Source organism: Colwellia sp. E2M01 (assembly GCF_018860585.1).
Classification (GTDB): domain Bacteria; phylum Pseudomonadota; class Gammaproteobacteria; order Enterobacterales; family Alteromonadaceae; genus Colwellia.
In genome coordinates, this window is the sequence record NZ_JAHKPR010000003.1 from 1 (window position 1) to 25,089 (window position 25,089).

The window sequence follows — 25,089 nt, forward strand, 5'->3', positions numbered from 1 at the left end:
ATATCGCATTACATATATAGATATCGCATTACATATATAAGTATATAAATATTCATTTATGTGACATTCATCATTAAGCGTTTTTGCTACCTAAGTAGCTTTGTAAAACAACAGTAATGTGAGTGCTCACACAAATTGCATGATAACTAATTGTTAAAGAAAAGACTTCGATTGAAGTCTAGATGAGAGTCGCATTCGCTCTTCATCGTTGCTAGTAAACTTATCGTTAAACTAGCTTGCTCGTTGCTGCTGCCCCGAAGCAGGATGCGTATCATACGCTTGTGAGTTTTAATGTCAACGCTTTATTTGAAAGTTTTTTTAAATTAATTTAAAAGCCTTAGAAACGAGACGTTAACTTCCGTTATTTAGTGCTAAAAGCAATTAGATAACTGACTAAAACAAGCTCTTCATGATTCATTTGTTGTGAACCCCTTGGAACTGGATGCGCATTATAGAGAGGTTTTCGTAGAGCACAAGCACTAATTTCATTTATTTGTTTGTTTGATTATAAAAACATCAAATCAGGTGCTTCATTGGTAATTTCTCTATATTACAACGTGCTTTTTTATGATTATTGGGTATTAAGTAGTTAATATTTATAGTCACTATCAAAGTGCCTCATATTAAGTAATTGTTATTATGTTAATAATTTGTTAGCTTAAAAGCATAAAAACACAACTATAATGAAACCATATTTAGACTATATCCAGAGCAGTCTATTTGGCTAATTTTTTGAAGCTCAAATAGTTGTTGTACTATATTTTAATTTTAGTAAGTTACAGACTGTTGGTTACAAGATAAGGTTAGTTATGAATATTACAAAAACACTTTTTATCCGCTCTTTAATAGTAGGTACATTATTAGTTTCGTCTATTAGCAACTATGTTAATGCCAAAGATATAGCTATTTATCGTTGGGTTGATGAAAATAATGTCGTCCACTTTAGCCAAAACCTTCCTCACGGTCATGATTATACAGAATTGAGTACTGTTTCCTCTTTTAAAGCTTTATCTAAAGCCGAGCGTGCTGCGCTAGAAGGTGACGAATTAACAATTGAGGATCAACAAGAAGTAACAATTGCGAAGAATAAGGAGATATTTGAGAAAAACTGTAAAGCCGCTCTATTAAATATTAAAATGTTAAATTCTTTAGATGAAGTTCATCTTACTGAAGAGCAAGCCGATGGCAAGATAATCAATCGCCCATTAACTCCTCAAGAAAAATCTTCAAAGTTAGCTTTAAGTAAAAAGCATGAAGAACTTTATTGTACTAAGTAAACAGTTAAGCCATTTTAGCCCTTATTTTTACTAACTTAAAATTTAATGAGTAAAAATAAGGGTTGTTCCTATCTTTAAATGCTTATAAGTACTTTTTTTAAAGTTTTGTGAATTCATTAATGATCCATTAATTACAAAACACTCTCTATCATTAACGTCTATAATACTTCTTGGAATATATTTTACTTATAAAAAGCATAGTTTATCTTCAACCACACTAACATGTATTTGACTTCCTTTCGGGAAGTCATTGCCGAGAATTTTTTGCGCTAATGGGTTTTCTATACCTTGCTGAATTGCTCTTTTTAAGGGTCTTGCGCCAAAAATAGGGTCAAATCCTGCGGTAGCAATTAATGATAAGGCTTCATCACTTATCGCTAAGGTTAATTCTTGGTTTAATAATCGCTGTGCTAACGCCTGTATTTGGATACCAGCAATTTTCTTTATTTGCTCAGCAATAAGCGGGTGAAATACAACAGCTTCATCTACTCGGTTAATAAATTCAGGTTTAAAATGTTGACCTAATATATTCATTACTTGCGATTTCATCGCTTGGTAGTTACTTTCTCCAGAAAGTGATTGAATTACATCTGAGCCAATATTTGAGGTCATAATAATCACGGTATTTTTAAAGTCGACTGTTCGACCTTGACCATCAGTTAACCTGCCATCATCAAGCACTTGTAAAAGAATATTAAAAACATCCGGGTGCGCTTTTTCAATTTCATCTAATAATATTACTGAATATGGTTTTCGACGTACCGCTTCTGTTAAGTAGCCGCCTTCTTCATAACCTACATACCCAGGAGGAGCACCAACTAAACGCGCTACTGAATGTTTTTCCATAAACTCTGACATATCAACACGAATTAAAGCATCTTGCGAATCAAATAAAAATTCGGCTAAGGCTTTGGTTAATTCTGTTTTCCCTACACCGGTAGGTCCTAAGAATAAAAAAGATCCTATAGGTTGATCAGGGTCACTTAAACCTGCTCTTGAGCGCCTTATTGCATTTGCCACCGATGTTACCGCTTCATGTTGGCCTATCACGCTTTGATGTAAATTATCTTCCATGTTTAATAGTTTATCGCGTTCTTGCTCTAACATTTTAGCTACAGGAATACCGGTAGCGCGACTAAGTACATCAGCTATTTCAACATCTGTAACTTTATTCGCTAATAATGACATTTCTTGCATTTCAGCTTGGCTGGCTAAGTCGAGTTGTTTTTCTAGTTCGGGTAACTTTCCGTATTGCAGTTCAGACATTTTATTTAGATCGCCAGCCCTACGTGCAGCTTCTAAATCTATTCGCGCTTGCTCCAGCTCTTCTTTTATTGTGTGTGCACCATATAATGCAGCTTTTTCCGTTGTCCAAATCTCGTCTAATTCATCGTATTCTTGTTGTTTATCGGTAACTTCTTTAGAAATAATGGCTAGCCGTTTGAGTGTTGCTTCGTCTTCATCTTTCTCTAGTGCTTTTTGTTCAAGTTTTAACTGAATTAAGCGGCGCTCTAATCGATCTAAATCTTCTGGTTTAGAGTCCATTTGTAAACGAATACTAGAAGCCGCTTCATCAATTAAGTCAATTGCTTTATCTGGTAGTTGTCTATCACTAATATATCGGTGAGATAAAGTCGCAGCCGCAACAATGGCAGGATCGGTAATATTTACAGAGTGGTGTAATTCATAACGTTCTTTTAAACCACGTAGAATGGCAATGGTGTCTTCAACACTTGGCTCTTCAACTAATACTTTTTGAAAACGACGCTCTAATGCTGCATCTTTTTCTATATATTGACGATATTCATCCAGTGTTGTTGCGCCAACACAATGTAAATCGCCACGTGCTAACGCAGGTTTGAGCATATTACCTGCGTCCATTGCACCATCAGATTTTCCTGCGCCAACCATGGTATGTAATTCATCAATAAAGAGGATCACTTGACCTTCTTCTTTTGATAGTTCATTTAAAACCGCTTTTAAACGCTCTTCAAACTCACCTCGATATTTTGCACCGGCAACTAAACCCGCCATATCTAACGATAAAACTCGTTTGTTTTTCAGGCCTTCAGGTACTTCGTTATTAACAATACGTTGCGCTAAACCTTCAACTATTGCAGTTTTACCAACCCCCGGCTGACCAATTAATACCGGGTTATTTTTGGTTCTACGTTGTAATACTTGTAAAGTGCGACGAATTTCATCGTCTCGGCCTATAACAGGGTCTAGTTTTCCAAGCTCAGCACGCTCGGTTAAATCTATAGTATATTTATCTAGTGCTTGTCGCATGCCTTCTGCGTTTTGCTCTTGTACACTTTCACCACTACGAATATGGTCTATTGCAGATTTTATGCGTTGTAGGTTAGCGCCAAGCTCAGCAAGAATTTTTCCTAGAGTTCCTTTATCATCAATAGCGGCAAGTAAAAACACATCAGATGAAATGTATTTATCAGACATTTTTTGCGCATGTTTATCGCACAGGTTAAATAGTCGAGCGGAAGCCGCAGATAGTTGTACGTCACCATTGTTACCGTCAACATGAGCAAGTGAAGCTAATGCCTCTTCAATTTTATTTCGTAAAGTACGAACATCAACCCCTGCACTTTTAAGCAGTTGAATAACCGAATTACCATTTTGATTTAGCAAAGCTAACATTAAATGAATTGGCTCAATGAATTGATGATCTTTGCCTAAAGCAAGTGATTGGGCATCAGCAATAGCTTCTTGAAAAGATTGAGTAAAACGATCTAAACGCATTTTTAACTCCTAATACCATGTATTTTGGTACAAATATATCTTACGGACTCGATTATAAACAACGCCTGTTAGCTTTTATCAATAACAGAACGAAAACTGAAGGCAATCTAAGTTATGTTTCACTTATGCAGTCAGTTATGAGGTTAAAACAATCTTTTTTCAATATTCTGATTAAAATTCAGAATAAATATATAAATCATTTAAAAGTATTTTCAATGTAAAACTATAGCCTCTTACTTATGTTTTTACAGTGATCGTTTTTTATAACTTAGAATTATAGTCGCTTAAGCTAACAGCGCATTTAAGCGTTAACGTCGACAAATAACACTTGCCATACGGCCCGTCGTGTTATTTTTACGGTAAGAATAATATTTGTTGGTATTTTGATAAGTACATTCGTCAAGTCGAGATATATTAGTAACACCTAAACTATTCAATTGTATCTCAGCAATAGCATGCAAATCAGCTAAATACTTAGCGTTGGCTTGTGGCACAAAGCAAGATTCAAAATTATGGTTTTGTTTTAGAAAAATATCTTTTACTTCACTACCTACTTCAAAAGCCGTTTTGCCAATACAAGGGCCAAGCCAAGCTTGAATATCACTAGGATCACTTTGCATTTTTTCAAGTGTTTTCGTTATGATATTAGCAGCCAATGGACGCCAACCACCATGAATAGCAGCAATTTCAAGACCATTTTTATGAGCAAGTAATACAGGCAAACAATCTGCGGTCATAATGGCTAAGGCAATATTTTTTTCACGGGTAATGCTAGCATCAGCGGTAATAGGCTTGGTATCAGTTTTTAGAATAGTAACAACATTATTACCATGAACTTGCTCAAGCCATTGAATACTAATATTTTGTAAAGCAGAGTCTGTTGGTTGGCGGTAATTATTTACTTCTTGATAAAGATACTTAGTTAACAAATCACGATTTTTCATTACATGACAGGTATTATCTCCAACATGTAAGCCTAAGTTAAAGCCGCCATAAGTGGTTGGGTGATCACCTTCATTTACTAAAAGATTTTTTTCAGCGGAGCTTTCACTGTAGTGATTTACTAGAATTAGATCGTTACGCGGTTGATTGCAGGTGGTTTGAAACGCTACAACTTGTTCATCAAACGTTGTAGATAAGTTAAAGCCCCACTTTACCCGCTCAAATGTAGAATTGATAAAGTGGCTTTGATGACTTTGCTTAGTATTCTTCTTTGGCATTAAGCTTGTTATCTTCTTGCAATAAGGTGATTAACTCTACAAAATCTTCAGGTAATTCAGCATGCCAAGTCATTTCTTCACCTGTTATCGGATGAAATAACGATAATCTTGCAGCATGTAACGCTTGACGCTTGAAAGTACGTAACTTCATTAATAATGCTTCAGTAGCATTTTTAGGTGGACGCGGACGACCGCCATACACTGGGTCACCTACTAAAGGGTGGGTGATATGAGACATATGTACACGTATTTGATGGGTTCGACCTGTTTCAAGACGTAAACGTAAACGAGTGTGCAAGCGATATTTTTCCATTACTCGATAGTGAGTTACCGATGGACGGCCAACAAAAGAAACTGCCATTTGCGTACGTTTAGTTGAATGTCTACCAATTGGCTCATCAACTACACCACCTGCCGTCATAATTCCGTTAGCTACCGCTTCATATTCACGGGTTATTTCACGTAATTGCAAAGCTTCAACTAAGTTAGTTTGTGCGGCAATAGTTTTAGCAACCACCATTAAGCCAGTAGTGTCTTTATCAAGACGATGCACGATACCCGCTCTTGGTACTACGTTTAACTCTGGGCAGTGATGTAATAAAGCGTTAAGCACAGTGCCGTCAGGGTTACCAGCACCAGGATGAACAACTAAGCCTGCAGGTTTATTTATCACTAAAATATGTTCATCTTCATAAACAATATTTAATGGGATATTTTGCGCTTCAAAACGTATTTCTGCTTCAACTTTCGCATTAATTTCAATAACTTCACCACCGTACATTTTTTCACGTGGCACAGTTAATACATCACCATTAACTTTCACTTGTCCAGCTAAAATCCAATCTTTTATACGTGAACGTGAATAATCTGGAAACATTTTCGCTAATGCTTGGTCAAAACGGTTACCTAAACATGTTTCAGGTACGGTATCTTTATGTTCGATTATTTCTGACATTAAACTCTCTTTAAACTCTTTTTAAACGCGTGTAAACCTAACGAATGAATCAAATTACCATTTGCACTGTGCAAGGTAAGATTGCTAGGGTAGAATGCTTATTCTTAACTATAGAAACATTTTACCCGTTTACGTGGTGGTTTGATATTTATTTTAATTAAAACAAAGTTGCGACAATAAATTTTATGACAAAATTGACAGTAAAAATTATTTTATCCGTTTTAGTATTAAGCTTAACGGCGTGCTCTTCGTCTGATGACGATTTAGAGTTAGTACCTGATAAATCAGCACAAGCTTTATTTGAAGATGCAAGAAACTCGCTTGATAACGGCTCATATCAACGAGCTATCCAAATACTTAGTGCTATAGACTCTCGTTTTCCATTTGGCCCTGTATCTCATCAAGTACAACTAGACTTGATTTATGCTTATTACAAAAGTGGTGATGCCCCGCAAGGTATTGCTTTAGCGGATAGGTTTTTGCGTCTTAACCCTAATAATTCTAATATAGATTATGCTTTATACATGCGTGCATTAATTAACTTATCGACTCAAGAAGATGTATTTCAAGAGTTAGCGGGTATTGATCGTACTGACCGAGACCCTGAAGCAGCAAGAAGTGCTTTTAAGGATTTTAAAAGGATAGTTACCGAGTATCCTGACAGTAAATATGCTGAAGATTCACGTCAGCGCATGATCGGCATTAAATCTCGTTTGGCACAATACGAATTAGCCGTTGCTCAATATTATATTAAACGGGAAGCTTTTGCAGCAGCTGCAAATCGTGGTCGTTATATTCTTGAATATTTCTCACCTAGCCCAGAGGTTGAACAAGCATTAATTGTAATGATTACCAGTTATGATAAATTAGGATTAACTGATTTAAAAGCCAATGCGATGCAAGTACTGGCAGCTAATTATCCTAACAACACATTAGTTAATTAAAGCATTATTCACTAAAGCATTGTTAATATAATTATTTACATCTAATAAAAATGCCGCTTCATATTCTTTTTATAGAAAATGAAGCGGCATTTTTTATATCTTTTTTAAGCTTTAATCACTAGTAAATGATTAAATTGCTTCGTGATTTTCTTCGCCTGTGCGAATTCGAATAACTCTCTCAACATCGGTGACAAATATTTTACCATCACCAATTTTACCTGTTTGAGCTGTGGCTACAATTGTGTTTATACAACGCTCAACATTTTCTTTGGCGATAATAATTTCAATTTTTACTTTCGGTAAAAAGTCGACCATATACTCGGCACCGCGATATAATTCAGTATGACCTTTTTGACGACCAAAACCTTTCACTTCTGAAACCGTCATACCAGTCACCCCAATTTCACCAAGGGCTTCTCTTACATCATCCATCTTAAATGGTTTAATAATAGCTTCTATTTTTCTCATCTGCGTTACTCGTCAGTTATTATGTATTTAAATAATAAAGTTATTACAGCGTGTTTATTGTCATTTAGCAATATCCAATTGCCTTTTAATTTTGTTAAACTAGATAAAACTACACTTTTAATCAATCCTCGCTAGGAAGTATTATGGATCAGCCAACCATTATTGCCGAAATGAAAGTTTTAGCTGAAATAGATATTCAATTCGAAATAAACCGCCGTGTCGCTTTTATTCAAAAGCAATTACTCCAATCAGGATTAAAAAGTCTTGTGTTAGGTATCAGTGGTGGTGTTGACTCCTCAACCTGTGGCCGATTAGCACAACTTGCTGTTAATGAATTAAATGAACAGCAAAACACTACGTCTTATCAATTTATTGCCGTACGATTGCCTTATGGCGTGCAGGCAGATGAAGAGGATGCACAACAAGCTCTTTCTTTTATTCAACCAAGCCATTGCTTAACAACTAATATTTTAGCTGCTGCAGACGGTATTAATAACGAAGTACTACAGGCATTAACACAAGCAAATATATTAACGGCAAGTAAAGCTCAAATTGACTTTTCAAAAGGTAATGCTAAAGCAAGAGCTCGCATGGTAAGCCAATATCATATTGCAGGTATTGTTGGTGGTTTAGTGCTAGGGACAGACCATAGCGCAGAAAACATTACTGGCTTTTTCACTAAATGGGGCGATGGTGCATGTGACCTAGCACCGCTTTTTGGTTTATCTAAAAGACAAGTTCGTGCTATTGCCAAACATCTTGGGGCGCCAAGTATACTTGTAGAAAAAGCACCTACCGCTGATTTAGAAGATTTAGATCCGGGTAAAACTGATGAAGATGCACTAGGTATTACCTATGATCAGTTAGATGATTTTTTAGAAGGAAAAACGGTAACATCAGACATCAGCGAACACATTATTAATATCTACAAAAAAACACAACATAAAAGGCAAACGATTCCAACAATTTACGATTAATTTGTCAATAAGCATACTCTCAAGCATAGATAAATCCTTTTTTATTACCTATACCTAACAGTAGGATAGTTAATAAAAAATGGATTTTTTATGATTAATGCTTCTGTTCATTCAGCTTTTCGTCGTTTTTTTAACGTTGATTTAATCAAATACAATTGCACGAAGATATACAGTTTTTTCAGACTCTGCCTAGGCGTAACCTTCTCTCCTAAACGGCAGAGAAAAGCACCAAAATTCAAGAATAACAAAATAAACCAGTGCCAACCCATAGCTAAAAACAAATCGATTATTGGGATGACTTTAATCGAGCTAATGATCAGTATCAGTATTACCTCAATATTCACTTCAATTGCTGTACCTAACTTTAATGATTTTATTACGCAATTACGAGTAGATAATGAAATATCACGTTTAACGCGTTTATTGCTTGTTGCACGAAATTACGCCATTAATAACCAGGCTAACGTGATTATTTGCCCTTTAAAAGGAAGTAAATGCTCCACTCAATGGCATGAGGATTTGAGTGTATTTATCGACCTCAATGGTAATAAAAAGTTTGATGAAGCTGATGGCGAATTAATAATTACCACAAAAGCGGCAATAACATCAGGAGACACATTACTTTACGCTAAGAGCAGAGATAAAATAACCTATCAAGCGACAGGCCATTTATTCGGTTTAAGCAACGGTACCTTTAGGTATTGCCCTAAAGCACACAAAGAAAAGTCTCGGGGCTTAGTGGTTGCTCGTTCTGGGCGACTTTACGCAACGACTGACTTAAATAATGATGGTAGAGATGAAACACGAAGTAATGTAATTATTGAGTGTGAGTGAGTTTGCTACCAATACTAATAAATAAAAAACCAGCTACAACTGGTTTTTAATAGTTACTTGCCAATAAATTAGCTTATTGGGCTATTTTAACTCTGATCTTATTCTTAGCAACGCGTGTTTCATGTAATGAAGACAGTGCGCTTTTAGCTTCAGTTTCATTAGGCATAACCACAAAAGCAAAGCCTTTTGATTTACCTGTTGTTTGGTCTAATACCAAAGTACATTCTGCGACAGTACCATGTTCGGAGAATAAAATACGAAGTTCTTGCTCTGTAGTAGAGCGAGAAAGGTTACGAACTAAAAGTTTCATAATGAGCCATTAAGTTATTATTACGATCTAAATTGTCTCATATTTTTACTGCAGACTTAGCTATTATTATGCTTATTACCGTAAATAATTTATATATAAGGCAGTTCCCTGCCTTATATGCCAACTAAAACTACTTAATAAGCGAGGTTGAATCAGCTATCAGTAATTTATTGAAAAGTTTAATAAACGCTTCATTATGCAAAATTTCCGCATGTTGCGAAGGAAAACCATAAATATTATCTGCTTCTTGTTGCAAGCTTAAAGAAAGTTGGCTGTTCATTGGTACCACACCATCACCTTCTTCTCCTTCCAAATAAGAAAAAACTAAATGGTAATTCACCTCTTGTGGCACATGCCAATTATGTACCTTTTTTATAAAGTCGCTTCCTGTGGCCAAGTCTCGCCAAGAAGGAATAATAATAGGTGATGAGTTAACTCCCGCACGAGCACTTTTCATTCCATATAAAGGGCTATTAATTGTCATATAAAATGACACATCAAAATTACTATTTTCTTGTTCGTGCTGCATAAGAAATGAACGAGACATTAACCCCCCCATACTATGGGTAATTAAATTGATATTGGTAAAGCCATATTCATTCTGCAATTGATTTAAAGATGTTAATAAGTAATCACTTATCAAATCTAATTGGACTCCGGTTGGATAATAATAAACCCAAGGTTGATATTTTTCGCGGTCAACACTTTCAATCATTTTGCTAAACTCAGTAGGATTACCAAGTATGCCATGTACAAAAATAATAGGTGTTTTACCAACCTCAAAGTCTTGTAACATGAACAGACCGCCACCTATAGTACTTAAAAATGTAATCGGTTTCCATAAGCCCAATTTGGCATTTTCTACAGCAAATATAGGAGAGTCTAATGAAATAACCTTACCAATATTACGTTGATACTCATACGAGTGGTCACTTATTTGGCTCTCACCTAAGTCAATCAACTCGTCATTAACAGCAAAAATTTCAAGCTTTATATGCTCTCCGCTTTTAACTGGGATATTACGTCCCCCATTTTCTTCTTCCCCACCATAAAAAGAAAACCTTTCGTTGGTTTCTTTTTTAGCATTTTTATTGTCGTCTACATACGCCATGATAGTGTAATTGTCTGGTAATACATTGAAATTATATTCGCCTTTATCATTAACCATCACCTGGTTTATGACTTCTAATTCTATTGAACTTTGTTTTAGTAACATGACATAAATAGGCTTATTATCGTTATTAAGTTCAATAGTTCCAGACACGGAAGGTAGTCTTTCTAATTGGGTAGACTGCTTACCTATTTCAAGTAAAGAGCAAGCAGGTATAGACGTTATTGCTAATGTAAAAAAACACAGCTGTAAAATATATTTAATCATTGTCATCCCAGATATTATTTACTTCTTAGGTAAGTTGTTGTTCAATCTCATTCGCTATAGCTTGTGGTGAACCTGTATTACGACATAGCCAATAATAAGCACCTGGCACTATAAATAAAGTAAAAATACTTGCTAATGACACACCAGCAAAAATAACAACACCAATCACCATTCTACTTTCAGCACCTGGTCCTACCGCTAACACTAACGGAATGGCACTAGTTACTGTGGTGAATGTTGTCATTACTATTGGCCGTAATCGTTGTTGCGCTGCTGCTATTAATGCTTCTTCAAAAGCCACACCTTTGTCGCGTAGTTGGTTGACAAATTCAACAATTAATATACCGTTTTTAGCCGCTAAACCAATAAGCATTACAATACCTATTTGGCTGTATATATTTAAACTCATTCCCATTAATTCTAAGCCCGTTAATGCTCCAACCAAAGCAAGTGGTACGGTAAGTAATATAACAAAAGGATGAATAAAGCTTTCAAACTGCGCAGCTAATACCAAATAAGTAATTAATAACGCCAGTAAGAATACAAATAAAATTGAACTGCCAGACTCTTTAAGTAATAAAGACTCGCCTTTATAATCAACTTGTACGTGCTCTGGTAACTTTGTTTTAGTAATATCAACAAGAAAGTCTAATGCGTCACCTAAGGCATAACCATCAGCTAAATTCGCCGAAATAGTAATACTACGCAACCTGTTATACCGGTTAAGCTGTGACGACGTAGCATTTTCTCCCATAAGTAGTAAGTTAGACAAAGGAATGAGTTTATTCGTGGTTTGCGATCGCACATAAATATTATCGATATCGGTCGGGCTAGCAAATTGCTTTTCATCACCTTCAACAATTACGTCATACTCTTCACCACGATCAACAAAAGTGGTAACACGACGTTGTCCCATCATGGTTTCTAAAGTTTCAGCAATATCACCAACTGGCACACCTAAGTCGTAAGCGCGCTCTCTATCAATTTGTACCAAAAGCTGTGGGTAGGTTTCTTGATAATCGCTATCGATATTTGACAAATTAGGATTCTTTTCAGCTTCGGCAATTAAAATATCACGCCATTGCGCTAATTCTTCAAAGGTATTACCTTGTAAAACAAAAGACACTGGTGAGCTATTACCTCCCCCCCCTATCCCTTTACGCATCATAGCAAAGGCCTTTACATCGGTAACACTTTGCACTTCACTAGAAATTTGTTCAATAAAGCTAAAAGTATCAATACTACGTTTATCCCAATCCGGCATACCAATAATTGCCATCCCCCCTTTATCACCAAAACCAGGTACCCGAACAAGAACACGTTCTAATACACCTTCGTCTTGATAAGCGATTAGTTTCTTTTCAATAATTTGCATGTTTTTAACGTTGCTTTCATAACTTGCACCTTCTGCTGCATTCATTATTAAAAATAAATTACCGCGATCTTCCTTCGGCGTATATTCTGTAGGTAACTTGGTAAAGAGTAAAAATACAGCAGCAAGCGCCAAAGCAAGAACAATAACAATAAGGATTGGTTGGTGAATAGAGTTTTTTAAGGCTCGCCCATAAGCAGCTTCAAAACGAGCAAAACTACGATCAAGTACTTGTCCAAAGGAAGAACTACGCTCTCGATGTTTTAACATTTTAGAGCACAACATAGGGGTGAGTGATAATGCTGTAATACTTGAAAAAATAACTGCGGCTGAAATAGCAATAGCAAATTCAGTAAATAATCGACCAACGTTGCCCGATAAAAAGACCAAAGGTACAAAAACAGCCACAAGTACTAACGTAGTAGCAACAACCGCAAAGGCAACTTCTCTACCACCTTCGTAAGCCGCCATTAAAGGCTTTTGTCCATTTTCAATACGACGATAAATATTTTCAAGTACTACAATGGCATCATCAACCACTAAACCAATCGCTAAAACTAAGGCCAATAGTGTTAATAAGTTAATAGAAAAACCAAACCAAGATAAGGTCATCATTGAGCCAATTAATGCCACCGGCACGGTAATAGCTGGAATTAACGTGGCTCTAACATTACCTAAGAATAAAAAGATAACCAACACAACCATTAACATTGCAATGACTAAGGTGTTATACACTTCATCAATCGATCCTTGAATAAATACAGAGCTGTCATAGCTATTAACGATGGTAGTCCCTACAGGTAGGGACTTGGTTATATTCTCCATTTCTTTTCTAGCTAACTTTACTACTTCTAATGTATTAGCTTTAGATTGCTTGATTACCCCAAGGCCAATCATATTACGACCATTACCACGAAACATATTTTCGTCGTCTACCGCACCAACAAATACCTCAGCAACATCACCTAAACGGACAACAGAAGTGTCTTGTGTTGTATTATCGGTAGAATGTCCAATAACCATGTTAGAAAAGTCATCTGGCGTTAAATAACTTCGTTCAACACGAATAGAAAAGTCTCGATCTACCGACTCAACCTTACCTGCAGGTAATTCAATATTCTCAGCACGAAGTGTGTTTTCAATATCATGTACTGTGATATTACGTGCCGCCATTGAGACACGATCTAAACGAATTTTCATCGCATAGGTACGCTCTCCTCCCAATCTCACTCGCGCGACACCATCAACCACAGCAAACCGATCAACAATGTAACGAGTCGCGTAATCAGTAAGTTGTAAGGTATCCATGGTATCGCTTTGCAAAGAGAACCAAACAATAACATCCTCATCATCATTGGCTTTAGATACTTCTGGTGGATCAGCTTGTTCAGGTAAATTATTTAATGCTCTTGAAATACGATCACGTATATCGTTAGTTGCAGCGTCAATATCACGGTCTAAATTAAATTCTATCGTAATGCTTGAGCGACCAACACGACTGTTAGAGTTAATGGTTTTAACCCCTTCAACACCGCTGATTCGGTTTTCCAATAGTTGTGTTATTTTGGTTTCAACTATGTCAGCAGAAGCGCCGGGGTAGGAAGTTTTGATGTTAACCACTGGTGGGTCAATATCGGGATATTCCCTTAACGGCAGTATTAAAAAGGCGACAATACCAAAGGTTACAATCAGTAGGTTAATTACGGTCGCAAAAACAGGTCGTTTAACCGATAAGTCAGATAGGATCACTAGTTGCTGCTCCCATTATCATTTGCTTCACTTTCGTCAATGGCTAGTTCTTCTTTCTCGCTATCATCAATAATACTCACAGCAGTACCATCTCGTAGTTTAAGCGCGCCTTCAACTACGACTTTCTCTCCTTCTACCAACCCAGAAAGCACTTCAACAAACCCTGGCTGACGACGACCAATTTCGATACTTTTACGAACCGCTTTATTGTCTTTTATCACAAAAACATAATGTGTGTTTTCAATTGGGATGATACTGCCTTCTGACAATTTAAGAATATTTTCCGATTGTAATAACACACTAATGCTCAGCAGCATACCAGGGCGAAGTTTCAACTTATCATTATTGATAATTGCACGAACCTTGATACTACGCGTACTTGAGTCGATTCGACTATCAATAGCGGTAATTTTCCCGGTAAAGGTTTTATCGCGATAGGCTGTGTTAACGGCACTCACTCGCTGGCCAACATTAATTTTTGTTAGCAGTCTTTCAGGTAAATGAAAGTCTACTTTTATGTAACTTAAATCGTCTAAGCGGGTAATCACGTCACCAGCATCAATATAACTACCTTTACTTACTTCACGAAAGCCAAGTACACCAGAAAATGGCGCTTGAATAGTTAAATCATTTAACTTAGCGTTAGCGCTCATAAGCTGCGCTTCAATCGCTTTAGTTTTAGCATCTTGCTGTTCAACAATTGATTTTGACGTAGCACGGCTAGCGAGCAACTCAGTTAAGCGCTTTAAATGAGCTTCAGACTCTAATAAATTAGCCGTTAACTCACTTACTTTTGCTAACGCTTCGCGATTATTCAATTTAACCAGAATTGCTCCTGCTTCAACCTTTTGCCCATCATCAAAATAAACACCATCAACAACATCTGAATATTTACTGGTTATGTCTACTTGCTCGTTGGCCCTGGCGGTACCAACGCCTTCAACGGTTTCAATAAACTCAGAACTTACAACGGGTATCATTTTTACGGCAACTACACGTTTAAAATCAGTTTTTTCAACAACGTCTTCTGGCCATTGTAAATATACAATCAAGCCAATTAAAACACTAATAATGAACAATAAAGGTATACGACGACTAAAAGCCGTAGTTGTTGGTTGTTCTGAAGGCGCAGATTGTTTTTTCATAAAGAGGTCTCTGTTTACGGGGATTATGATTAAGTAGGTGGTAAATTTTTGCTTGTGATTTCTATGTAAATGTAATGGTTACTTTACGCTCATTATCATATTTCATAAGATTTTATTTCCAGAGCCATTATGAGCTAATCTATGGCTAATAACTTATGGTTATGGTTTTTGGCATAATTTACAATTATGCGAAAACAACGAGAGTAAATATTTTATTAAAAGACTACTAGCAAGACTATAACCTATTATCTATTTAATAACATTTACCTAAACATAAACTTAGCTTAAAATGACGCTCTTTTTACAAAGATTTACAAAACTAATTATAAAAAACTAATATACAAAACTAAGGTGAGTGTTCTAATTTGAATAAGTTATCCGTATTGGCCTTTTCTCTACTAGTATTTTTTAGCTCCATGTCATGGTATTTAGCTAATAGTTCTTTAAACGACTACATTAAAAGCCAAGTACTTTTACAGAGTGAGTATTATTCAAATGAAGTAACCTCTCTAGTTAACGCTAGCTTTGCAGAGGTAAGTGGTATTGCAAGCTTTAATGGTTACTCATTAAATAACCTTGCAGGGTTAAGTCAACCTAAGGTATTAACGGTAAATACAGTTAGTGCAACCTTAGCCAAAAAACCTATCCAACAACTTGATTCGCCGAGTATACAGAAGAAAACAACTACCTTAATTCATGTTGAAGAGTTACGTTTCGCCAAGGTAAGTGCTTGGTCTGAAGTCATAACTGAAGATGGTATTGTTTCAAATAACACATTACCAAATAACACTAGCAAAACTACCTCAACCGTAGAGCACACTCAGCAAACAAATATAGCGTTATTTTTAGAGCGAATTAGCACTGTGCTAGCCAAAGACTACCCAGCGTTATATCCACAGTTAGGCGCGAAAATATATGCGCAAGAACACCCTGAACGAAGTGAAGAGTTAGCTTTGGCTGCTTTAGATGGCGAACCAGTAGAAAAGCATATTGAAACTAACAAAGCAATTATTGCCTCAAATGAAGCTAAATTACAAAAACGTTTATTAGGTAAAGCGACAACTCGTGTAAAAATATCTTCTGTTATCATTGAACAATTAACCCTCACTACCATTAAAGATAACAACACAATCGTACAACAATTTAATAATGTTTCGCTCGGTAGCTTTGGCGATAACAAAGGCTTAGCCAGTAATCAACTTGGTGGTGAGTTACTAAAACAGATATTTAATCACTTGCATACAGTTGATAACAATCAAATGAATAAGTAATCAGATCTCGGTTTAATAAATTTTACCCCTGAAAGATCAACAGACCCTAGCTAGAGTGTTATATGACGATGTTTTAACGTATTAATAGTTGTTCACAAAGGCACTGCGATTAATTCAAAATTAATTACTAGGAATAAAAGAACAGCTAATGAAAAAATAGCGCGAAGATTTTCATTACAGATGTTTCACGGTTTTAATATCGACAAAACATACGACTTTAATTAACTTATTGAATCTAGGTTTTAACGTAAAAATTAATAGTTAAATTGAAACAGCTATATTTTAATAAAATAGGGGATTGCCAAAAGAATAGCACCAACAATAAGCAGCATGGTTACGTTAGGCATTATGTAGGGCAAAACAAAAAGTGATATACCAACGCACAAGGGCACTACCGCTTTTTGTTTTCGGCCATACATACAAAAGCCAAGACCTACGCCGCTAAATAATACGCTCCAAGCCATAATTGTTGATATATCCATGCTAACTCCCTACTCTTAATAAAGACACCGTAATAGTAGCTACTGCTTGCTAAATTGTTTTGCTGATATTAATTTTTCTTCAGCTCATTAGCTTTTAATAACATTGACTTACTTTCTTCTAAAAAGTCACCCGCATAACTGCCAAACCAATCAGAAACACTTGTAAAAACTGAGATAAAAGATTCTTTATCATCAAGCTTAACGTTTTCAAGTAACTCCAAAAAGCGATGCCCAAAGCGCTTCATCATTTCAACATTGTCTTTATTAGAAAAAATAATATCCGCATAAAGCCCTGGGTCTTGCGCAAATAATCGGCCAACCATAATAAGCTCTAATCGATAAATCGGTGAGCTCATTGCCACTAGTTTTTCAATATCAGCACCTTCACTCATTAAATGAAAACCATAAGCGATAGTAGAAAAGTGACGCATCACTTGTACCATCGACATTGTTTCATCATGCTCATGAGCTTGCACAGGGTAAATTTTAGCGCCCCATACTTGAAATTGTTCAAGTAACCATTGGTACTGCTCAGGAAAGCGCCCTTCACAACTAATAATCGTTTGTTTGATTAAGCCCGTTACATCAGGACCAAACATAGGATGTAAGCCAACAACGGGGCCTTTGTGCACGGCTTTCATTTGCGTTAATGGCGATTCTTTAATACTAGTTAAATCAGCTAGTACACAATCTTCAGGCAAGTTGTTAAGTTGCTGAATAACTTGTGCTGTTAAGTTAATAGGCACAGCCACAATAACTAAACTTGCATTACTTAAGATCGTATCGCTGTTTGGCCAATCAGCTTGTTCGATAATCTCAACTTGATAATGAGAGCGCTCAAATAAATCAACAAACACTGCGCCTAACTTGCCTTTTCCGCCAATAATAACCACTTTATTACAATTAGGGTTAACACAGCGATAGCCACTAGCATCTTGACTCATGTACGAATCACGCATTAAACGACGTAAAACATCTTCAATTAAGTCACCTGATAAGCCAGCGTCAATCGCTTGGTTACGGCGCTTTTCAAACAAACTTGCCTCACGTATAGGATCATAAATAGGTTTACCAACACTACTTTTTAACTGCCCAACTTTACTGGTAACACTTAATCGTCTTTGCAATAACTTAACTAAATCACTGTCAATCTCATCAATTTCATCGCGTAAAACGGTAAGTTTTTCTTGAAAATCGTTTTCTGAATTCGTCATTATTTTCTCTATTTAAAACATCATGTTTAAAATAATTTATCTGCTAATTTTATTTATAAGCTCTCTAAGGACTTGCCTGCAGGCTTATCGACAAGAAAGTGCGGATTGGATATCCCTTGAAGTATATTGTTTAATATACTTAGGTTAAAGCCTTTAAAATAAAAAACGCGACAAATAGCCGCGTTACACTCAACCTTGTAAAGTTACCTTTACAAAAATTGATGATTTTAAGCAACTCTTTTCGATAAACGTCCAGATAAACTTGCATCCATGTCTGCTAATAGCTGTGCGGTTTCAGCAAAATCAATACAAGCATCGGTAACCGAGACACCGTAAGCTAAATCTTCTTTTGCTAAGTTACTACTTTGATTACCTGCATTAATATTACTCTCAAGCATAATACCGATAATAGACTTATTACCGCCGCAAATTTGTGCAACAACATCTTGCGCAACAATAGGTTGACGAGTGTAATCTTTATTTGAGTTACCGTGACTACAATCAACAATAATACCTGCGTCTACACCTTGTTTAGCTAATGCACTTTCACATTTGGCAATACTGTCAGCATCATAATTTGGTGCTGTTCCACCACGTAAAATAACATGTCCATCAGGGTTACCATCTGTTTGAATAAGTGCCACCTGCCCTTCACGATTAATACCCATAAAGCGATGCGGATGCGCCGCTGACTGCAATGCATTTACCGCTACACCTAAACTACCGTTAGTGCCATTTTTAAAACCAATTGGCATTGACAAGCCACTCGCCATTTCACGATGGGTTTGCGACTCAGTGGTACGTGCGCCAATAGCAGACCAGCTAAATACTTCGGCTAAATATTGTGGGCTAATAGGGTCAAGAGCCTCAGTCGCAAGTGGTAAACCAAGCTCTGTTAAGTAAAGAATTAATTCACGAGCTTTACGTAAACCGGTTTCAATATCAAAAGAATCATCCATGTGCGGATCATTAATTAAGCCTTTCCAACCAACTGTTGTACGCGGTTTTTCAAAATAAACACGCATAACAACAAACAAAGAGTCTTGGTATTGCTCTTGTAGTACTTTTAGTTGACGCGCGTAATCTTTAGCGGCCTCGACATCATGAATAGAGCAAGGGCCTGAAATAACCAATAAACGTGGATCACGTTTATGCACAATGTCACTAATGGTTTTACGTGATTGCAACACAAATTGACGACCTGAATCAGACAATGGTAATTCGGCACGTAAGGCTTGAGGAGTGATTAACACTTGTTCAGAGTTAATATGAGTATTGTTAGAGCTAGTTGTCATGAGCTTTCCTTTTGAAATCTTGTCCACAGTGTGGATTTATAAACGTTTACGCTAGTTAACTAATCAGATTTAACTTGATATTAGAAAAGGAAAACAGTGACTCAATAAAGGTTACAGCTCAGCCAAAACAAAAACAAGAAGTGTAAAGATTTAATTACGCGATATGTAATGTTATTTTTACACAGTAATATTGCTCTGTACAGAGGCAATATTAATAAAAGTTAATTTAAATGGATAATGAGATGAGTTGTTAAATGAGCATCAGTGCAATTAACTATGTAGGTAAGTAAAAAGGAAACGTATTTAATGTAAAAGTTAGATTAACTAATAATCTATAACTAAGCTTTGATACATCTAAAAATTTTCCATAAAAAAAGCGCCTCTCGGCGCTTTTTTTATAGCTTAAGTTTAGCTTTAGTAAATATTAACTTTAAGTTGTAGCAAGGTTATCTAGCAGATCAACCTCTTCGTTAACATTTACCTTATGCACCATGAATGATACGTTGTGCTATTAAGTTATCGACCACACTTGGATCCGCCAAGGTTGAGGTATCACCTAATGTATCAACATCATTTTCAGCAATTTTACGTAATATACGACGCATAATTTTACCAGAACGTGTTTTAGGTAAACCCGGAGCCCATTGAATGTAATCAGGTTTAGCGAAGCGACCTAACTCTTTAGCGACGAACTCACGTAACTCAACATTCAGCTCATCTGATTCTGTCGCGTTGCCCATTAACGTTACATAACAATAAACACCTTGGCCTTTAATTTCATGTGGGTAACCAACAACAGCTGCTTCAGCAACTGCAGGATGAAGCACTAAAGCACTCTCAATTTCCGCCGTACCTAATCTGTGACCTGATACGTTAAGTACGTCATCCACACGGCCAGTGATCCAATAAAACCCATCTTCATCGCGTCGTGCGCCATCACCGGTAAAGTAGTTACCTGGATATTGACCTAAATAAGTTTGGTAGAAACGATTGTGATCGCCAAAAACTGTACGTAACTGTCCAGGCCAACTTGCGGTCATAACTAATAACCCTTGGTTTTCTCCTTCAAGGGTATTACCATCTGCATCAAACAACGCTGGATTAACGCCAAAGAAAGGTTTACCCGCAGCACCAGGTTTCATACCAACAGCGCCCGGTAGTGAAGTAATTAAAATACCGCCTGTTTCAGTTTGCCACCAGGTATCAACAATCGGACAGTTACCTTTACCTACCACTTCATGATACCAATTCCACGCTTCAGGGTTAATTGGCTCACCAACCGTACCAAGTAAACGAAGTGATGATAAATCAGCTTTTTCAACAAGTTCATCACCCACACTCATTAAGGCACGAATAGCTGTTGGCGCTGTATAGAAAATGTTTACTTTATGTTTTTCACATACTTGCCAAAAACGTCCAGCATCTGGATACGTTGGCACACCTTCAAAAACTAACGTGGTTGCGCCATTCGCTAATGGGCCGTAAAAAATATAAGAGTGACCTGTGATCCAACCAGCATCAGCTGTACACCAGTAAATTTCACCTTCTTTATAATCAAATACGTATTTGTGGGTCATTGCCGCATAAAGAATATAACCACCACAAGTATGTACAACTCCTTTTGGTGTACCTGTTGAGCCTGACGTATAAAGAATAAATAATGGGTCTTCTGCATCCATTACTTCAGGTTCACAAATTGCTGGTTGTTTCGCTACTTCTTCTTCGTAGCTAATATCAATTTTGTCATTCCACGCTACATCGCCACCAGTGCGAGCAACAACAATAACCGTATCCACATTTGGACAATCAGCAACTGCAGCATCTACATTAGCTTTTAATGGAATGCGCTTACCGCCACGCAATGATTCATCCGCAGTAATAACGACTTTACAATCAGCATCAACAACACGCGCTTTAATTGACTCGGTAGAGAAACCACCAAATACCACTGAATGAATAGCACCAATACGTGCACAAGCTAACATGGCGTAACCCACTTCTGGGATCATTGGCATGTAAATACAAACGCGGTCGCCTTTTTTAACGCCACGCTCTTTTAATAAATTAGCAAAACGACACACATGATCATGCAGCTCTTGATAAGTAACTTTTGAATCTTCACTAGGATCGTCACCTTCAAAGATAATAGCGGTTTCATTGGCTTTAGTCGCTAAGTGACGATCAATACAGTTATAACTTACGTTTAGTTTAGCGCCCGAAAACCAGTTAATTTCAGAGTTTTTCAAATCAACTTTCGACACGTTGTCCCAAGGTTCGTACCAATCAATAAACTCTTTAGCTTGCTCACCCCAAAATACGTCAGGTTGCTCAATTGATTGTTTATACATTGCATCGTACGTTGCTTCATCAATATGAGTATGGGCTTTAGCTTTCTCTGAGACTGGGTAATAAGATTGTAATTCTTTCATTTATCTTCCTTCGGACTTAACTTGGAATTATTAACTTAAATGAATGGCTTAAATTATTATTTTTTAAACTATTCTTTACAGTAATTAACAGTAATTTTTCAACTATTGCTTAATTGTGCAATTCAAGATAATGCTTTAACAATATATTTTGACTAATGTTTTAACGTATTACTTATTATATTTCCACTAATAAAAAGTATCTGTTTGTAATAACTAACACTAATTAGTTAACCCACATCCTAAATTTTTTGAATTTTTTTTTATATACGCCTTTAGTCTAAATTAACGTTTTTACTCTATAAATTAGGTAACTCTTAAGTTAACTAGCCTGAGATCGGTTTGTGGGTCGTCACAAATTATGAGAAATGCGTCATGCGATGAGAAAATTGAACATTTAAGTTACACCGGTAGATAACGACTGACACTCACTTATTATAATTGATTATTTTTTAGTCTACAGTTGAAAATCGACCATTGTAATTTGTTAACAAAAAGCACAAACTACATATAAATTAAATTTGTAAGTATAAAAATTATGTTTAACAAAAAGATTATTTCACTCTTAATTGTCAGCGCAATTGGAGTGAGCTCGCTATCAGGTTGTGTTAAAAATGAATTAAACCTTCCCGATAATGAGACCATTTCAAAAAGTACAACAAGTACCTTATTAGACAAGCCTTTTGCGCTAACCAACGGTGTTTATTATAAAACACAATATGCGGTAAAAGGGTCAGCTATTAAACGCATCACCATAACCGCATCCATCAAAAAAGAATATGCTAATTTGTCTATTTTGGCTGAAGGCAAAGTGGTAGCCGACAATTTAGATTTTCCAACCAAAGGCAAACAAACGATTAATGTTCTGGTTGACTTACAAAGCCAAGGCAACAAAGCGTTAATATTTAAAGGTCGCAGTGCGGAAATCACACTACATAATATTATAATAGAGGATGTCGCCAATCTACCTCTTCCCTCGTTTTTTGATAATTCAAAAAATGCTGATTTTGAAACGGAAACCACTTTTAAATACGGTGGTCCATCTATTGGCGATGTTGATAACGACGGCGACTTAGACTTTATCTTAAATAATCATAATCATGTGCCTACGCAGCTCGTTACCAATCTAGGTAATGGTAAAGTTGATATTAAGCGTTTGTTTACCGGTAAGCCCGATTTACACGGCTCGGCATTAGGAGACTACGATAATGATGGCGATCTAGATCTTATTGTTGCTCATGGTGGTGCAAACGGCACCAACCCAATCTCTTACACGCTATTTCAAAATAACAATATGAATTTTGAACAAGTGACCAGTGAAGCCGGTATTAAAACACCCGCCCGAGGGCGAGCGCCACGTTGGATTGATTTAGATGCAGACGGTGATTTAGATTTAATATTCTTTAACGCCCGCACCCCAAATTACGATGGCCCGCAAACTCTGTTTTTAAAGAATAAAGGCGACGGAACGTTCGAAGAAGTACGTGTGGCGGATATAGAACAACCCGATGCTTCTAAAGCCCTAATCGTCGACTTTGATCGTGATGGTAAAGACGATGTGTTAATGTATTACCCAGATGCGGTATCACTGTGGAAAAACAACGGCGACTTTACATTTACCGATGTCAGCAAAACTTGGTTGCCAGGCAGTGTTGCTGATTTAAAAAACATAAATGCCACTACCGATCTTGATGTCAATAACGATGGCTTAGTCGATTTATACTTAGCAAATGGTCGCTCGCATTACAGCATTTCACGTAAATCTCTCGATTTTTCACCCAGCTTGAAAAAGCTTGATGTAAATGATGATGGTGAAAAAGGTAGAACGCTTATCGACTTTACAGCCGACAGTAACATCGAATTATCTAATGCTAAGTTTGTCTTTCGTCAATATCGTGAAGGTTTCCCAATTTTCTTAGGGGAAAACAAACAACTTACATATATCCAACCACACGACTATCATAAAAACGACAATCGTTACCCTAAGCCTATGGAAGCCGCGGAGCATAATTTAACGTTAAAACCAGAACAAGCTGAAGGTTGGCCAGAAAATCGCACCGAAAATGGCATCTACATTGGTTATTTAGGTAACAAACAATGGAAGGCAGAATGGGTACGTAACAAAACGCTTTACTGGACGATTGAATTCTCAATAACGGGTTTAAACAGTGTTGATTATGACTGGCCAGCAAATAACCGTAATGTGCAAGATGTACTTTTAATCAATAAAGGCACTCATTATGAAGACGCAGGCAAGGCTTGGAATATACCACAAGGCGGCAATCACTGGGGAGTAAGTCGCGCCGACTTTAATAACGATGGCTGGCAAGATTTATTTATTCACCGTTACGGATATTTAAAAGAACGGGTTGCTGACTTAATGCTACTGAATAATGCTGGCAACGGATTTGAATTGTTCACTTCGCATGGTGCTTACGATGTGAATGACACAGGCCATGGAGATATGGGGCAAGCTTTTGATTTTAATAACGATGGTTTAGTCGATATGCTGAACGGCAGTGAAGATCGTGGAAAATGGTATTTATATCTAAATAACGCACAAAATGTCGGCAATTATATTCTATTTCAAATAGGGTATAGTCCCAAACACAATGTGGATCCATTATCAGCTGAAGTAATCATTGAAACCATGTCTGGTAAGCAATACTTTAAAACGGTTGGTTCAAGTGGTGAAAGCCACTCGCAAAGTGTTATCAACACGGTACATTTTGGCCTAGGTGAAGCACAAAAAATAAAATCTGCAAAAATCGTTTGGCGAAACGGTGAAACCATGAGTTTTGGCCTGTTAAAAGCCAATGCTATGTATAAGAGTTTGACTGAAAAGTAGCGCTCTAACTGCCAATTAGCAACGTTAAAGTTACTTCAAGCCATTCAGCGATTAAACGTTGAATGGCTATCCTGCAAGAATGTTCACAACACTTATACCAATTTGATTAAATTTCTTCCCAACTCAGAGCTATGCCCGATGTGCAATAACAAGGCGAATTTGTTTAG

The 25,089-nt window shown here is 36.7% G+C and carries 18 protein-coding genes; 6 read left to right on the forward strand and 12 right to left on the reverse strand.

The genetic code is table 11. The features are described 5' to 3' along the window. Positions 1 to 809: 809 nt before the first annotated feature. Positions 810 to 1,277: a DUF4124 domain-containing protein gene (locus KO502_RS00440; RefSeq protein ID WP_216020587.1), complete on the forward strand. Its 468-nt coding sequence runs from the start codon at positions 810 to 812 to the stop codon at positions 1,275 to 1,277. Positions 1,278 to 1,463: 186 nt separating this feature from the next. On the opposite strand, the gene clpB is transcribed toward KO502_RS00440, so the two are convergent. The 3 genes from clpB to rluD form a co-directional block, all read right to left on the reverse strand. Further along, entirely contained in the window at positions 1,464 to 4,034 is a 2,571-nt protein-coding gene (gene clpB / locus KO502_RS00445; RefSeq protein ID WP_216020588.1) for an ATP-dependent chaperone ClpB, read from the reverse strand. Between the two features lie 308 nt (positions 4,035 to 4,342). Then, positions 4,343 to 5,254 (reverse strand): peptidoglycan editing factor PgeF, encoded by a 912-nt coding sequence (pgeF, locus tag KO502_RS00450; protein ID WP_216020589.1) that lies wholly within the window; start codon positions 5,252 to 5,254, stop codon positions 4,343 to 4,345. Then, entirely contained in the window at positions 5,235 to 6,209 is a 975-nt protein-coding gene (gene rluD / locus KO502_RS00455) for a 23S rRNA pseudouridine(1911/1915/1917) synthase RluD (RefSeq protein WP_216020590.1), read from the reverse strand. Before rluD ends, pgeF begins: the two co-directional genes overlap by 20 nt. Before the next feature lie 185 nt (positions 6,210 to 6,394). Between rluD and KO502_RS00460 the strand changes: the two genes are divergently transcribed. Then, a complete protein-coding gene (locus tag KO502_RS00460) occupies positions 6,395 to 7,153 on the forward strand; it encodes an outer membrane protein assembly factor BamD (RefSeq protein WP_216020591.1) in 759 nt (252 codons plus the stop codon). Between the two features lie 129 nt (positions 7,154 to 7,282). Here KO502_RS00460 and glnB read toward each other — a convergent pair whose 3' ends face one another. After that, complete coding sequence (gene glnB / locus KO502_RS00465; protein WP_216020592.1) at positions 7,283 to 7,621, reverse strand: nitrogen regulatory protein P-II; 339 nt, start codon at positions 7,619 to 7,621, stop codon at positions 7,283 to 7,285. Positions 7,622 to 7,764: 143 nt separating this feature from the next. Between glnB and nadE the strand changes: the two genes are divergently transcribed. Together nadE and KO502_RS00475 are read left to right on the forward strand one after the other, a co-directional pair. Then, the gene (gene nadE, locus KO502_RS00470) at positions 7,765 to 8,598 is read left to right on the forward strand and encodes an ammonia-dependent NAD(+) synthetase (protein WP_216020593.1); all 834 of its coding nucleotides are present in this window, start codon (positions 7,765 to 7,767) and stop codon (positions 8,596 to 8,598) included. Positions 8,599 to 8,892: 294 nt separating this feature from the next. Then, entirely contained in the window at positions 8,893 to 9,432 is a 540-nt protein-coding gene (locus tag KO502_RS00475) for a GspH/FimT family pseudopilin (protein ID WP_216020594.1), read from the forward strand. A gap of 73 nt (positions 9,433 to 9,505) precedes the next feature. Here KO502_RS00475 and KO502_RS00480 read toward each other — a convergent pair whose 3' ends face one another. The 4 genes from KO502_RS00480 to KO502_RS00495 all read right to left on the reverse strand — a co-directional run bounded on the left by KO502_RS00480 (position 9,506) and on the right by KO502_RS00495 (position 15,386). Then, positions 9,506 to 9,742, reverse strand: a complete 237-nt coding sequence (locus KO502_RS00480; RefSeq protein WP_216020595.1) for an RNA-binding protein — start codon at positions 9,740 to 9,742, stop codon at positions 9,506 to 9,508. Between the two features lie 130 nt (positions 9,743 to 9,872). Then, the gene (locus KO502_RS00485) at positions 9,873 to 11,126 is read right to left on the reverse strand and encodes an alpha/beta fold hydrolase (RefSeq protein WP_216020596.1); all 1,254 of its coding nucleotides are present in this window, start codon (positions 11,124 to 11,126) and stop codon (positions 9,873 to 9,875) included. A 19-nt stretch (positions 11,127 to 11,145) separates the two neighbouring features. Further along, positions 11,146 to 14,241, reverse strand: coding sequence for an efflux RND transporter permease subunit (locus KO502_RS00490; protein WP_216020597.1), 3,096 nt, complete (start codon positions 14,239 to 14,241; stop codon positions 11,146 to 11,148). Continuing rightward, on the reverse strand, positions 14,241 to 15,386 hold the full coding sequence (locus tag KO502_RS00495) for an efflux RND transporter periplasmic adaptor subunit (protein WP_216020598.1): 1,146 nt from the start codon (positions 15,384 to 15,386) through the stop codon (positions 14,241 to 14,243). Before KO502_RS00495 ends, KO502_RS00490 begins: the two co-directional genes overlap by 1 nt. A 365-nt stretch (positions 15,387 to 15,751) precedes the next feature. On the opposite strand from KO502_RS00495, the gene KO502_RS00500 reads away from it, so the two are divergent. Next, a complete protein-coding gene (locus KO502_RS00500) occupies positions 15,752 to 16,657 on the forward strand; it encodes a hypothetical protein (RefSeq protein WP_216020599.1) in 906 nt (301 codons plus the stop codon). A gap of 275 nt (positions 16,658 to 16,932) precedes the next feature. Here KO502_RS00500 and KO502_RS00505 read toward each other — a convergent pair whose 3' ends face one another. The 4 genes from KO502_RS00505 to acs all read right to left on the reverse strand — a co-directional run bounded on the left by KO502_RS00505 (position 16,933) and on the right by acs (position 22,077). Beyond that, positions 16,933 to 17,139 carry a hypothetical protein gene (locus tag KO502_RS00505; protein WP_216020600.1) on the reverse strand — a complete coding sequence of 69 codons (207 nt, stop codon included), beginning with the start codon at positions 17,137 to 17,139 and terminating at the stop codon, positions 16,933 to 16,935. 68 nt (positions 17,140 to 17,207) lie between these two features. Beyond that, positions 17,208 to 18,353 (reverse strand): bifunctional chorismate mutase/prephenate dehydrogenase, encoded by a 1,146-nt coding sequence (gene tyrA / locus KO502_RS00510; protein WP_216020601.1) that lies wholly within the window; start codon positions 18,351 to 18,353, stop codon positions 17,208 to 17,210. A gap of 227 nt (positions 18,354 to 18,580) precedes the next feature. After that, entirely contained in the window at positions 18,581 to 19,648 is a 1,068-nt protein-coding gene (locus KO502_RS00515; RefSeq protein ID WP_216020602.1) for a 3-deoxy-7-phosphoheptulonate synthase, read from the reverse strand. 482 nt (positions 19,649 to 20,130) lie between these two features. Next, complete coding sequence (gene acs, locus KO502_RS00520) at positions 20,131 to 22,077, reverse strand: acetate--CoA ligase (RefSeq protein WP_216020603.1); 1,947 nt, start codon at positions 22,075 to 22,077, stop codon at positions 20,131 to 20,133. Between the two features lie 535 nt (positions 22,078 to 22,612). Here acs and KO502_RS00525 point away from each other — a divergent pair. Next, positions 22,613 to 24,922 carry a CRTAC1 family protein gene (locus tag KO502_RS00525; protein WP_216020604.1) on the forward strand — a complete coding sequence of 770 codons (2,310 nt, stop codon included), beginning with the start codon at positions 22,613 to 22,615 and terminating at the stop codon, positions 24,920 to 24,922. The last annotated feature ends 167 nt before the right edge of the window (positions 24,923 to 25,089 follow it).

Coding starts and splice junctions, on each gene's coding strand:
- KO502_RS00440 (WP_216020587.1), top strand. CDS start 810: ATGAATATTACAAAAACACTTTTTATCCGCTCTTTAATAGTAGGTACA.
- clpB (WP_216020588.1), bottom strand. CDS start 4,034: ATGCGTTTAGATCGTTTTACTCAATCTTTTCAAGAAGCTATTGCTGAT.
- pgeF (WP_216020589.1), bottom strand. CDS start 5,254: ATGCCAAAGAAGAATACTAAGCAAAGTCATCAAAGCCACTTTATCAAT.
- rluD (WP_216020590.1), bottom strand. CDS start 6,209: ATGTCAGAAATAATCGAACATAAAGATACCGTACCTGAAACATGTTTA.
- KO502_RS00460 (WP_216020591.1), top strand. CDS start 6,395: ATGACAAAATTGACAGTAAAAATTATTTTATCCGTTTTAGTATTAAGC.
- glnB (WP_216020592.1), bottom strand. CDS start 7,621: ATGAGAAAAATAGAAGCTATTATTAAACCATTTAAGATGGATGATGTA.
- nadE (WP_216020593.1), top strand. CDS start 7,765: ATGGATCAGCCAACCATTATTGCCGAAATGAAAGTTTTAGCTGAAATA.
- KO502_RS00475 (WP_216020594.1), top strand. CDS start 8,893: ATGACTTTAATCGAGCTAATGATCAGTATCAGTATTACCTCAATATTC.
- KO502_RS00480 (WP_216020595.1), bottom strand. CDS start 9,742: ATGAAACTTTTAGTTCGTAACCTTTCTCGCTCTACTACAGAGCAAGAA.
- KO502_RS00485 (WP_216020596.1), bottom strand. CDS start 11,126: ATGACAATGATTAAATATATTTTACAGCTGTGTTTTTTTACATTAGCA.
- KO502_RS00495 (WP_216020598.1), bottom strand. CDS start 15,386: ATGAAAAAACAATCTGCGCCTTCAGAACAACCAACAACTACGGCTTTT.
- KO502_RS00505 (WP_216020600.1), bottom strand. CDS start 17,139: ATGGATATATCAACAATTATGGCTTGGAGCGTATTATTTAGCGGCGTA.
- tyrA (WP_216020601.1), bottom strand. CDS start 18,353: ATGACGAATTCAGAAAACGATTTTCAAGAAAAACTTACCGTTTTACGC.
- KO502_RS00515 (WP_216020602.1), bottom strand. CDS start 19,648: ATGACAACTAGCTCTAACAATACTCATATTAACTCTGAACAAGTGTTA.
- acs (WP_216020603.1), bottom strand. CDS start 22,077: ATGAAAGAATTACAATCTTATTACCCAGTCTCAGAGAAAGCTAAAGCC.
- KO502_RS00525 (WP_216020604.1), top strand. CDS start 22,613: ATGTTTAACAAAAAGATTATTTCACTCTTAATTGTCAGCGCAATTGGA.